This is a genomic window from Vreelandella janggokensis (genome assembly GCF_031451615.1).
GTDB lineage: Bacteria > Pseudomonadota > Gammaproteobacteria > Pseudomonadales > Halomonadaceae > Vreelandella > Vreelandella janggokensis.
The window spans coordinates 207,979-219,536 of sequence record NZ_JARWAJ010000004.1; the positions used below are offsets into that span (position 1 = coordinate 207,979).

The 11,558-nt window shown below is 60.3% G+C and carries 10 protein-coding genes; 7 read left to right on the top strand and 3 right to left on the bottom strand.

Annotated elements, in window-relative coordinates; genetic code table 11:
* The first annotated feature begins 78 nt into the window (after positions 1-78).
* From lpdA to sucD, 3 genes are all read left to right on the top strand, one after another.
* Positions 79-1,518, top strand: coding sequence for a dihydrolipoyl dehydrogenase (gene lpdA / locus QC816_RS12805; protein ID WP_309782677.1), 1,440 nt, complete (start codon positions 79-81; stop codon positions 1,516-1,518).
* A gap of 161 nt (positions 1,519-1,679) precedes the next feature.
* A complete protein-coding gene (gene sucC / locus QC816_RS12810) occupies positions 1,680-2,846 on the top strand; it encodes an ADP-forming succinate--CoA ligase subunit beta (RefSeq protein WP_066317210.1) in 1,167 nt (388 codons plus the stop codon).
* Positions 2,846-3,718, top strand: coding sequence for a succinate--CoA ligase subunit alpha (sucD, locus tag QC816_RS12815; RefSeq protein WP_066317215.1), 873 nt, complete (start codon positions 2,846-2,848; stop codon positions 3,716-3,718). The genes sucC and sucD overlap by 1 nt, the downstream gene beginning before the upstream one ends.
* Before the next feature lie 53 nt (positions 3,719-3,771).
* Here sucD and QC816_RS12820 read toward each other — a convergent pair whose 3' ends face one another.
* Together QC816_RS12820 and QC816_RS12825 are read right to left on the bottom strand one after the other, a co-directional pair.
* A complete protein-coding gene (locus QC816_RS12820; RefSeq protein ID WP_309782681.1) occupies positions 3,772-4,863 on the bottom strand; it encodes a glucosaminyl phosphatidylglycerol flippase in 1,092 nt (363 codons plus the stop codon).
* A complete protein-coding gene (locus QC816_RS12825; RefSeq protein ID WP_309782683.1) occupies positions 4,811-5,929 on the bottom strand; it encodes an N-acetylglucosaminyl phosphatidylglycerol synthase in 1,119 nt (372 codons plus the stop codon). Before QC816_RS12825 ends, QC816_RS12820 begins: the two co-directional genes overlap by 53 nt.
* Before the next feature lie 220 nt (positions 5,930-6,149).
* Between QC816_RS12825 and QC816_RS12830 the strand changes: the two genes are divergently transcribed.
* Together QC816_RS12830 and QC816_RS12835 are read left to right on the top strand one after the other, a co-directional pair.
* Positions 6,150-6,566 (top strand): CopG family transcriptional regulator, encoded by a 417-nt coding sequence (locus QC816_RS12830; RefSeq protein ID WP_199285027.1) that lies wholly within the window; start codon positions 6,150-6,152, stop codon positions 6,564-6,566.
* Positions 6,567-6,574: 8 nt separating this feature from the next.
* A complete protein-coding gene (locus QC816_RS12835; RefSeq protein WP_309782687.1) occupies positions 6,575-7,723 on the top strand; it encodes an extracellular catalytic domain type 1 short-chain-length polyhydroxyalkanoate depolymerase in 1,149 nt (382 codons plus the stop codon).
* 75 nt (positions 7,724-7,798) lie between these two features.
* On the opposite strand, the gene QC816_RS12840 is transcribed toward QC816_RS12835, so the two are convergent.
* A complete protein-coding gene (locus tag QC816_RS12840) occupies positions 7,799-9,739 on the bottom strand; it encodes an exoribonuclease II (protein WP_264827649.1) in 1,941 nt (646 codons plus the stop codon).
* Between the two features lie 161 nt (positions 9,740-9,900).
* Here QC816_RS12840 and QC816_RS12845 point away from each other — a divergent pair, with 161 nt between their 5' ends.
* Together QC816_RS12845 and QC816_RS12850 are read left to right on the top strand one after the other, a co-directional pair.
* The gene (locus QC816_RS12845) at positions 9,901-10,698 is read left to right on the top strand and encodes a Cof-type HAD-IIB family hydrolase (protein ID WP_309782689.1); all 798 of its coding nucleotides are present in this window, start codon (positions 9,901-9,903) and stop codon (positions 10,696-10,698) included.
* A 112-nt stretch (positions 10,699-10,810) separates the two neighbouring features.
* Positions 10,811-11,548: a response regulator gene (locus tag QC816_RS12850; RefSeq protein WP_085917517.1), complete on the top strand. Its 738-nt coding sequence runs from the start codon at positions 10,811-10,813 to the stop codon at positions 11,546-11,548.
* Positions 11,549-11,558 lie beyond the last annotated feature (10 nt).

An 11,558-nucleotide genomic window follows, 5' to 3' on the forward strand; every position in this document is an offset into this window, starting at 1 on the left:
CCTGTCACATACTCACGTTCAATTGCACCCTGCCTTCTGCCCCAAAAGGGAGGAGGCACCCAAGCTAAAGGAGCCAACATGGCTGACAAGTTTGATGTGATCGTTATTGGTGCCGGCCCCGGTGGTTATGTAGCGGCCATCCGTGCGGCGCAACTCGGGCTGAAAACCGCCTGTGTCGAAAAATGGATCGGCAAGGAAGGTAACGTCGTACATGGCGGTACCTGCCTGAACGTCGGCTGTATCCCGTCCAAGGCGCTGCTCGAAGCATCGCACAAGTTCGTTGAAGCGAAAGACGATTTCGACGACCTGGGTATCCAGGCCGGTGACGTCAGCATGGACGTCAAAAAGATGATGGCCCGCAAGGACAAGATTGTTAAGAACTTGACCGGCGGCATCTCGGGTCTGTTCAAGGCCAACGGCGTCACCGCTATCGACGGCACTGGTAAAGTCATTTCCGGCAAACAAGTGGAAGTGACCGATAAGGACGGCAAGGCCACCACCTACGACGCCGATAATATCGTCGTGGCGGCGGGCTCGGTGCCGGTGGAAATTCCCCCGACGCCGCTGACTGAAGGGCTGATTGTCGATTCCACCGGCGCGCTTGAGTTCACTGAAACGCCGAAGCGTCTGGGCGTGATTGGTGCCGGCATTATCGGCCTGGAGCTGGGCAGCGTGTGGAATCGCCTGGGCTCCGAAGTCACCGTACTGGAAGCCATGGATTCCTTCCTGCCCATGGTCGACGGTGCCATCAGCAAAGAGACCCAGAAGCTGCTCAAGAAGCAGGGCCTGGACATCAAGCTGGGTGCTCGCGTGACCGGGTCGGAAACCAATGGCGACGAAGTTACCGTCAAGTACACCGACGCCGACGGCGAACAGGAAATGACCTTCGACAAGCTGATTGTCAGCGTGGGTCGTCGTCCTTACACCAAAGGCGTGATTGCCGATGGGGTGAGCATCGAGCTTGACGAGCGTGGTTTCATCTTCGTTGACGATCAGTGCCGCACCAATGTTCCGGGCGTTTACGCCATCGGTGACTGCGTTCGCGGCCCGATGCTGGCGCACAAGGCTTCTGAAGAAGGCATCATGGTGGCGGATATCATCGCCGGTCATAAGGCCGAGATGAACTATGACGCCATCCCCAACGTGATCTACACCTTCCCGGAAGTCGCCTGGGTCGGGATTACCGAGGAAGAAGCCAAGGCGAAAGGTATCGAGGTCAAAACCGGTAGCTTCCCCTTCGCGGCCAGTGGCCGTGCGATGGCCAACAACGCCACCGAAGGCAATGCCAAGATCATCGCGGATGCGGAAACCGACCGTATTCTGGGCATGCACATCGTTGGCCAGCACGCCGGTGAGATGATTGCTCAAGGCGTGATTGCCATGGAATTCGGTTCCAGTGCCGAAGACCTGGCGCTGACGTGCTACGCTCACCCGACCATGTCGGAAGCGGTGCATGAAGCGGCGCTCGCGGTTGAAGGCCACGCGATCCATATGGCCAACCGCAAAAAGCGTAAGTAAATTACGCCGTAACAAAAAAGCGCCACCCCAGGGTGGCGCAAAGCTTTCGGCCATGTCTTTTCGACGCGGTTTGAAAAACAGAGATCGAAAGCACGGGGATGACAGTTCTTTCAAGGAAACTGATCATCGTTCGAGTCACATGCAACCAATGGCATGAATCGATGAACCTTCACGAGTATCAAGGCAAACAGCTGTTTGCCGATTATGGTCTACCCGTGTCCAAGAGCTTTGCTGTGGACACTCCCGAAGAAGCTGAAGACGCATGTAAAAAGATCGGCGGCGACATGTGGGTGGTCAAAGCCCAGGTGCACGCAGGTGGTCGTGGTAAAGCGGGCGGCGTAAAGCTGATTAAAGACCCGGCTGATGCCAAGGCGTTTGCCGAGCAGTGGCTGGGCAAAAACCTGGTGACCTTCCAGACCGACGAGCACGGCCAGCCAGTTTCCAAGATTCTGATCGAAACCTGCACTGATATCGCCGACGAGCTGTATCTGGGTGCCGTTGTCGATCGTACGACCCGCCGCGTGGTCTTCATGGCCTCTACCGAAGGCGGCGTAGAGATCGAGAAAGTCGCCGAAGAAACGCCCGAAAAGATTCTCAGAGCCGAGATCGACCCGCTGGTCGGCGCACAGCCTTACCAGGCGCGTGAACTGGCCTTTGCACTGGGCCTTTCCGGCGACCAGATCAAGCAGTTCACCAAGATTTTCCTGGGGCTGTCCAAGCTGTTCCATGAGAAAGACCTGGCGCTGCTTGAAATTAACCCGTTGGTCATCACCGACCAGGGCAACTTGCACTGCCTCGACGCCAAGCTTGGCCTCGACAGCAACGCGCTTTACCGTCACCCGGATCTGCAGGCAATGCGCGATCCGTCTCAGGAAGACGAGCGTGAGGCTGAAGCGGCTGCATGGGAGCTCAACTATGTGGCGCTGGATGGCAACATCGGCTGCATGGTCAACGGCGCTGGTCTGGCCATGGGCACCATGGATATCGTCAACCTGAACGGCGGCAAGCCGGCCAACTTCCTCGATGTTGGCGGCGGTGCCACCAAAGAGCGCGTTGCAGAAGCCTTCAAACTGATTCTGTCTGATGACTCCGTCAAGGCCGTACTGGTGAACATCTTCGGCGGCATCGTCCGTTGCGACATGATCGCTGAAGGCATCATCGGTGCCGTTGAGCAGGTGGGTGTCAACGTCCCGGTCGTGGTGCGTCTGGAAGGTAACAACGCCGAGCTAGGCACCGAGAAACTCGCGTCTAGCGGTCTCAACATTATCGCGGCTACCAGTCTGACCGACGCGGCTCAGCAGGTCGTTAAAGCGGCGGAGGGCAAGTAATGAGCATCCTGATCGACAAGAACACCAAGGTCATCTGCCAGGGCTTTACCGGTGGCCAGGGTACGTTCCACTCCGAGCAGGCGATTGCCTACGGTACCCAGATGGTCGGCGGCGTAACGCCGGGTAAAGGCGGCCAGGAGCACCTGGGTCTGCCTGTTTTCAACACCGTGAAAGAAGCGGTAGCGAAAACCGGCGCCGAAGCCAGCGTGATCTATGTACCGGCACCGTTCTGCAAAGATTCAATCCTTGAAGCGGCCAATGCCGGTATCAAGCTGATTGTGTGCATCACGGAAGGCATTGCCACGCTTGACATGCTCGAAGCCAAGGTGAAGTGTGACGAGCTGGGCGTTCGCCTGATCGGACCGAACTGCCCGGGCGTTATTACGCCGGGCGAGTGCAAGATCGGTATCATGCCGGGTCACATTCACCAGCCTGGCCGTGTTGGCATCGTATCGCGCTCGGGTACCTTGACCTACGAAGCGGTCAAGCAGACCACTGATCATGGCTTTGGTCAGTCCAGCTGTGTCGGCATCGGTGGTGACCCGATCCCGGGCTCCAACTTCATCGACATCCTTGAGATGTTTGAGAAAGACCCGAAAACCGAAGCCATCGTCATGATCGGCGAAATCGGCGGCACGGCGGAAGAAGAAGCAGCGGCTTACATCAAAGCCAACGTTTCCAAGCCTGTCGTGGCCTACATTGCCGGTGTGACAGCACCTCCCGGCAAGCGTATGGGCCATGCGGGCGCGATTATCTCTGGCGGTAAAGGCACCGCTGACGAGAAGTTCTCTGCCCTTGAAGACGCCGGTGTTAAAACCGTCCGCTCCCTGGCGGAAATCGGTGACGCGCTGAAAGCAGTGACTGGCTGGTAAACGGTTACGTCGTCTGGTGTGTACAATACGCGCCTGATATGAAAAAAGAGCACCTACGGGTGCTCTTTTTTTGTCTCTGGGAGGTAGCCATCGATTGAGGCGTTACGCCTGAACAAGCGAAATCCGTAGCTGAGAAAAAACGGCGCGCCAGCGGCTAGATAAAGATGGTAGCTGACCAGTCGCCAGATCAGTACCGCAGCGGCGGCCTGTTCAGCGGCCATCAATGGCAGCAGCAGCGAGCCCACGCCGACTTCCGCGGCGCCGGCACCGCCGGGCAAAAAGCTCAGCTGGCTGGCCGCCATGGCCAGCATTTGGGTCAGAAAGGTCCATACCCAATCGATGTTGCCGCCGACGCCCAGCACAGCCAGGTAAAGCAGGCTGTAGCGCATCAGCCAGTGCGCGGTGGTCAGCGCCATCATCGCAAGCAGGGTAGTCCGCGGCAACGCCAGGGTTACCTTCAGTGCCTGACGAAACCCCAAAAAGCCTCGCGCAAGCCGTCGCCGCCGGTAACGGCTGAGCCAGGTGAGCCTGAAGCGCTGCGCGCGCAATAAGCGTGGCAGATGGTAGATCAGCAGGCAGACCAGCGTGGCGACGATCACCAGCCCCGCCAAAGCTGATTGGACCAGCACCTGGTGCGGCCAGTGCACATCACCAATCAACGACCACAGCACCAGCCCGCCGAGCATGCTGAGAAAAAACAGCATGTCGCAGCCCTGGTCGATCAGAAACACGGCACTGCCTTTGGAAGGCGGCAGCCCGCGCTGGGCCAATAGCACCAGCAGCGTGGCGGCACCGCCGCTGCCGCCTGGCGTGGCGCACAGGGCGAATTTGGAGGCCAGCTCAATACCCAGGGCACCACGCTGGCCGAGCGCGCCTGCCCGGCCGCCCAACATCAAACGCAGCCGCGCGGCGTTCAGGTTCCAGCATAGCGCGGCGAGCGTCAGCATCAGCAGCAGGATGCCGAGCGGGAACTGTCCGACTCGCTGCCAGGCGTCGCTGCCGCCGATCCAGGTGGTCAGCAACAGCGGTAACCCCAGGGCCAGAACGATCATTGCGATAGGCAGCGACCGCCAGCGACGTCCGCTGCCGGGTTTAGCGAGGTTGGGGGAGCGCATGGGGCAGGGCGATGTCGGTAAGGCTTTCATAGTGCGCCAGCAGGGCATCCATCACGCTATCCCAGTTGAAATGACGTTCCACATGGCGGCGCGCATAACGGCCGCTGGCGGCAATGTCGTTACTGAACAGCGCTTCGCAGGCATCGGCCATGGCGGCCGGGTCCAGCGGGCGGCAAAGAATGCCCGCGCCGAGGGGAACGTTCTCGGCCAGTGCCCCGGCCCTGGCGGCCACTACCGGAATGCCGCTGGCCATGGCTTCCTGGGCGATCAGGCCAAAGGTTTCCCGCGTACCGGCATGCACCAGGGCGTCGCTGCTGGCCAGTGCCTTGGCGACCTCGTGCGCGCCGCAACAGCGGTCCACCACGGTGACGTTGCTGGGGACCTGGTGGGGCATCCCCGGGCCCATCAGCAGCAGGTGATAGCCGCCGCCCAGCTTGCGCATGGTGGCCAGCAGTACATCGATATTCTTTTCCCGGGAATAACGGCCGACGAAAACCAGCAGCTTTTTATGCGGGGGGATGCCCATGTTGGCGCGAAACTCAGCATCGTAATGAGTGGGATGAAAGTGGTTGAGGTCGACGCCCAGCGGCTGAACACGCACCTGCTCGACGCCCCAATCCCGCAGACGGTCCGCCATGGCCTGGCAGGGCGCCAGCACACTGTCAAACTGGCCATAGAGGCGGCTCACGTAGCGAATCAAGCGCTGGCGTACGTGCCGTCCAAAGCGGTCACCCATCAAGCGTGGCAGGTCCGAGTGATAAAACCCGACTACGGGCACGCCCAACTGCTGGCCTGCCTCGAGCGCTGCCCAGGCGGTCACGTAGGGGTCGCCTGCCTCGATGATGTCGGGGCGCAGGTCTACCAATGCATTGCGCCAGGGAGCAGACCGCAGGGGAAAGCGATAGCCCTGGCCAAGGGGCAGGCGAAACGCCGGCAGGGTGTGCTGGTCGCCGAGACTGTCCCGTTCCGCGCCCGGGACCAGCAGGCTGGTGCGCAGTTCAGGGTAACGGGAAAAGACGCGATGTTTGGCCTGAAGGTAGGTACGAACGCCGCCGCTGGCGGGGGCGTGAAACATGGTGACATCGGCGATGTGCAAGGGAACCTCCGTGCCGCTTGGATGATGTCAATTATCTTAACCAACAAATAAGTCAGTTCGACGACAGCGGCCGGCTCCCTGTTTATGGGCCTTATTGCGTAGCTAACACTTGACTAATGCCGGGATAGGTCCAAGATACCATCTATATGGATGGTATATGGAGCCCAATTGGATGTTAGGTCGGTTGGGTAATCTCTTCCAGGGCAGCGAGGCATACCCTATGAGCGTGCATGAACTACGCCGTCGATCCGGCGACTCCAGCGAGAAAATCACCATCAACCTGGGCGTTGTCGACCTGGGGCAGATCGACCTGCTGGTCCAGGAAGGTTTCTATTCCAACCGAACCGATCTGATTCGTACGGCCATTCGCAATCAGCTGGCGACCCACGCCGAGGTCGTGAAAGAGACCGTTACCCGCAAGGCATTCGTGCTGGGGCTGGAACATTACAGTCGCGGGGACCTTGAAGCGAGGCAGGCTGCGGGGGAGATGTTGCAGATTCAGGTGCTGGGAATGGCCAGCATCGCCGATGACGTCACCCCGGAGCTTGCCCTCGCCACTATCCAGTCGGTGGTGGTGCTTGGTGCCTTGCATGCCAGTCCGGCCGTCAAGGCCGCTCTGGCGGATCGAATCCACTAATGAGGGACATGACCATGATCAGCGCCAGCATCACCCAGCGAATGGAAGAAGCAACCCGACTCACGCGCGCGGGCAAGCTCCACGACGCCATGGCCCTCCTGAAGGGCATCATGCCAGAAACACCAGCCGAGCAAACGCCGACACCAACATCCCGGGGAGGACACACCTTCGAGGGCACCTGGGAGGTCGTCGATGACCCGGCAGCGCCGACGTCACCGTCTGGCAATGCACGGCGAGCGCATGCTGGCGCGTTCACCACCGGCAGCTTTAGCTGCCGAGCGGGCGCGCGTGATTACAAGCTTTTTATCCCCAGCGGCTATCACGGGCAGGCGCTTCCGCTGGTGGTGATGCTGCACGGCTGCACCCAGAATCCCGATGACTTTGCGGCGGGAACCGACATGAACCGGCTGGCCGAAGCGCAGCTATGTTGCGTGCTTTATCCAGCCCAGCCGACGACCGCTAATACGTCAAAGTGCTGGAACTGGTTCAAGGCCGAAGACCAGCAGCGCGAGGGCGGCGAGCCCGCCATCCTCGCAGGCATGACCCGCCAGGTTATCCACCAGCACGGGCTCGATGCCGGGCGCGTCTACGTCGCCGGGCTTTCCGCCGGTGCTGCCATGGCCACGACTCTGGCGATGACCTACCCGGACCTATTTGCGGCGGTGGGCGTGCACTCCGGCCTGCCCCACGGCGTGGCGAAGAGCCTACCCGATGCGTTGGGTGCAATGCAGGGCGGCACCGGGCCTCTGGGCGGTGCTGCGCAAAGCGCCACGTGGGCATCAAAGGTGCCGGCGATCATCTTCCATGGTGACCGCGACACCACCGTTCACCCGAGCAATGCCGACCGCGTTGCCGCCCAGTACGCCTCCCATCCTGGGGGGGGAAGGGCGGGCCTCACGGAGCTGGCGGCCAAACTACCGTCGAACAGGGCCGCGTGGCCAACGGGCATGCCTACACGCGTACGGTTCATCGCGATGCCAGCGGCAAGCCGAGCATGGAGCAGTGGCAGGTACACGGAGCGGGCCACGCCTGGTCAGGCGGCAGCGTTAAGGGCAGCTACACAGACCCCAAAGGCCCTAATGCGACAAGCGAAATGCTGCGTTTTTTCTTTCAGCACCAGTTGGCCCAGACTTAGCCACTTGATAGAAGGTCAATAGACAATCGTTACGACAGACACAACAACGGCGCCCTAGGGCGCCGTTGTTGTGTATCGCGTAGGTTGACTGGCTGGCTTAAGCGGCGGGTTTTGCCACCAGCGAGCGGGTTTCTTCACGGGCTTCGGTGAGCACGACGCGAAGGCTGTCGCCGAGCTTGTAGCGCTCTTCACCTTCGATCTGGATGCGGCCCTCTTTATCGTCGATGACCACCTTGCTGCGGTCGCTGTGCATCAAGGGGGCGGGGATAAAGGCGGTGGCGCCGTTTTCGACCAGGCGAACGCGCATGCCGCCACGGTTGATTGCCATGATCTCGGCGTCAAAGGTGTCCTGGTTTTGCGCGGCCGGTGTCAGGTAGCGCACATAGAGCCAGTCTTTGACGTCGCGCTCGGCCATGCGATTCAGACGGCGGCGCTCGGTCAACTGCTCGGTGAGCTGCTGACTGGCTTCGGCCGGAGCCTGTTCACCCTTCAGCACGCGCTTGATCAAGCGATGGTTGACCATATCGCCGTACTTACGAATCGGCGAGGTCCAGGTGGCGTAGGCGGCAAGGCCCAAGCCAAAGTGTGGGCCGGGTTGGGCCGACATGCTGGTAAAGCCCTGGAAGCGGCGCAGGCGGGCATCCAGCCAGGCGTCGTCGCGGCTTTCCAGCGCGCGCTTGAGGTCTTTGTAGTGGGCAAGCTCGGTTAACGCCTGCTGATCCACCTCAATTTCCTGACCCGCCAGGAACTCCTGCGCGGCTTCGGCTTTCTCGGGCTCAAAGGCGCGGTGCACGTTGAAGATGCCGTGGCCGATGTGCTGGGCGAGGAAATCGGCGCAACAGGCGTTGGCGGCAATCATCGACTCTTCGATCATGCGGTTGGCAATCCGCCGATCCTCGGTGCGAATCCCCAGAACATTCCCCGCATCGTCCAGGTCAAAGACATAGTCGGGACGATCCTTGAAGACCAGGGCATGCTCGTTACGCCAGGCGGTACGCGCTTCGGTTAAATCGCGCAGCGCGGTCAGCTGTTCGGCAATGTTATCCGCTGGTGCCCAGTCACCCTGGCCGTCGATCCAGTCAGACACGTGGTCGTAAGCCAGTTTGGCGTGGGATTTAACAGTGGCGGCAAAAAAGCGGTAATTGCCCAGGCTACCGTCGGCATTGATATCCAGCGTGCAGGCCAGTGCCGGGCGTTCTTGGTCCTCCCACAGCGAGCACAGCTCATCCGACAACTTCTCTGGCAGCATGGTGACGTTCTGGCCGGGCAAATACACCGTAAAGGCGCGGGTGCGCGCTTCGAGATCGGCGGCGTGGCCTTCTTCCACATAGGCGGTAGGGTCGGCGATGGCGACGCTCATCTGCCAGCCGCCTTCGGCGCGCGGCGTGACGTGCAGCGCGTCATCCATATCGCGGGTTTTTTCACCGTCGATGGTAAAGAAGGGCTGTGCCGTCAGGTCTTCACGGACGAGGCCTTCATCGTGCAGTGGCCAGTCGTCGCCCGCATTGGGAGATGCCTGTTCAAGGGCATGACGGGCAAGCGTGACACGCCATGGCACGGCGGGGTCGTCGGATTTGGCTACCAGCTCGTCAATCTGGCTGAAAAAACCGCGATCATTTTCTTTCAGCGGGTGACGCACCAGGCGGGCGACGACCCAATCACCATCCGCAATGGTCGACTCATCCAGGCTGTTCTTGATGCGCGCTTTAAGCACGTTACGGATCGAGGGATGATCCGGCACGACGGCAAGGCGGTCTTCGCGCTTTTGCACACGAGCAACAAAACGGTCGAGCCCCGCTTCAATCAGCTTCTCGGGCTCAAGGGATTTTTTATCGCCGTTTTCATGGATGACGCCCTCGACACGGTCGCCGTGCAGCACCTGTTTCATGGCGGGGGGCGGCACGAAATAGGATTCACCGTCGTCGGTTTCAAGAAACCCGAAGCCTTTCTCGGTAGCTTTGATCACCCCTTCGGCACGTGGGGTGGTATCGCGAATCTGTTGCTTGAGCGAGGCAAGCACGGAATTGTTTTGCAGCATGAGGTCAATCAGTTGGCGAAGGATAGGGTGCCACTATACGGATTACCGCGGGCCGCGCCAATTGTCGTTGCCGTTGGTCGATTTGGAAGACGACAAGTCAACTACTTACATGCAGTTTGCCGAATCGGGTAAGCTATTGGTTCATCACTCGGGAGCGCGCTATGACACCACGGCTAATTGTTTCGGATCTGGATGGAACCCTGCTGGGGAGTGATCATCGGCTGCACGATGAGACGGTTGACGTACTTCGCCAGTTGCATGGTCAGGGGCATCACGTCGCGCTGGCGTCGGGCCGTCATTATCACGATATGCGGGTGTTCCGTGATCAACTGGCGATTCCGGCGCACTTGATCAGTACCAACGGCGCTTATGTGCACGACCCGCAGGATACCTTGCTCGCCGCCAACCATGTTGCCCCGGAACACGCACAGACACTGATCGATCTTCCGCGCCCGCCCCAGGTACGGCTTAATCTTTACCGTGAAAGCGGCTGGCATATCGATGCTGAGGCCCCGCACTTACTGTCACTTCATGCGTCTACCGGCTTTCGCTATGACGTCGTACCGCCCGCGCAGATGGACACTAACGGTGTCGGCAAAGTGCTTTATCTGGGCGACCCAGCCGCGTTGAAACGGCTGGAGGCCCAGGCCCAGGAAGCTCATGGTGACGCGCTGCATATTACCTACTCGACAGTCGATTCGCTGGAAATCATGGCCCGCGGCGTCAACAAAGGGGTCGCGCTATCATCACTGCTGGAACGGTTGGGGTTAACGGTCGCCGACTGCCTCGCCTTTGGCGATAACCTCAACGATACCGAAATGCTGGATCTGGCGGGTGAAGCCCAGGTGATGGCCAACGCCCATCCGGCGTTGTTTGATCGCGTCACCGGCGCTAAACGTATTGGTCATCATGGTGAGGCGGCGGTTGCCCAGTGGTTACGCGAGCGCTTTGCGCTGTAACAGGCTACCACCTTAGTCGAGGCAGCCTTGTCACCTGCGCTTGGCTCGCCCATGATCATCTTCCCTTATAATAATAGCGTGGGATCAGCCTGCCTCGATGACAACCGCTACCATGACATCGTCCACCCCGACCAAGCCCGCCACGCTGTTCGTGGTCGACGACGACCCGGAAATATGTGAACTGCTGGCAGATTATCTGGGCCGTCATGGCTATCATGTGCTTACCGCCCAGGATGCCGATGCGTTGAGAACCCTTATGCAACAGACGTCGGCAGATCTACTGATCGTCGATCTGATGCTGCCGGGGGACGATGGCTTTTCGATCTGCCGTGAAGTGCGACGCCAAAGCGACGTGCCGATTATCATGCTCACCGCCAGTGCCGATGAAACCGACCGCATTCTGGGCCTGGAGTTGGGCGCCGATGACTATCTTGGCAAGCCGTTCAACCCGCGCGAACTGCTGGCGCGCATCAAGGCGGTCATGCGTAGAACCCGACCCGCTCAACTCGCATCCAGCGCTGATCAGGCGCGCTGCGTGAGCTTCGGCGGCTGGCAGCTGGATCGGATGACCCGGGAACTGATCGACCAGCAGGGCGAACGTACAGCGTTGTCCGGGGCCGATTTTCAACTGCTTCAGGTCTTCCTGGAGCGCCCCGCCACGGTACTGTCCCGCGACGATCTCTATGCGCTCACCCGTGGCCGCGACGCCCCGCCGCTGGACCGCTCGATCGATGTACACGTCTGCCGACTTCGCCAGCGACTGGGCGAAGACGCCCAGCATTCGCAACTGATCCGCACCGTCCGGGGAGCGGGTTACATATTAACCGCCCGTGTTGACGCGCTGACGTGACCCCTTTGCG

Bases quoted from the DNA above. Each gene is read 5' to 3' on its own strand.
- QC816_RS12820 (WP_309782681.1), bottom strand. From the start codon at position 4,863: ATGAAAGCCTTACCGACATCGCCCTGCCCCATGCGCTCCCCCAACCTC.
- sucD (WP_066317215.1), top strand. From the start codon at position 2,846: ATGAGCATCCTGATCGACAAGAACACCAAGGTCATCTGCCAGGGCTTT.
- QC816_RS12845 (WP_309782689.1), top strand. From the start codon at position 9,901: ATGACACCACGGCTAATTGTTTCGGATCTGGATGGAACCCTGCTGGGG.
- lpdA (WP_309782677.1), top strand. From the start codon at position 79: ATGGCTGACAAGTTTGATGTGATCGTTATTGGTGCCGGCCCCGGTGGT.
- QC816_RS12840 (WP_264827649.1), bottom strand. From the start codon at position 9,739: ATGCTGCAAAACAATTCCGTGCTTGCCTCGCTCAAGCAACAGATTCGC.
- QC816_RS12850 (WP_085917517.1), top strand. From the start codon at position 10,811: ATGACATCGTCCACCCCGACCAAGCCCGCCACGCTGTTCGTGGTCGAC.
- sucC (WP_066317210.1), top strand. From the start codon at position 1,680: ATGAACCTTCACGAGTATCAAGGCAAACAGCTGTTTGCCGATTATGGT.
- QC816_RS12830 (WP_199285027.1), top strand. From the start codon at position 6,150: ATGAGCGTGCATGAACTACGCCGTCGATCCGGCGACTCCAGCGAGAAA.
- QC816_RS12835 (WP_309782687.1), top strand. From the start codon at position 6,575: ATGACCATGATCAGCGCCAGCATCACCCAGCGAATGGAAGAAGCAACC.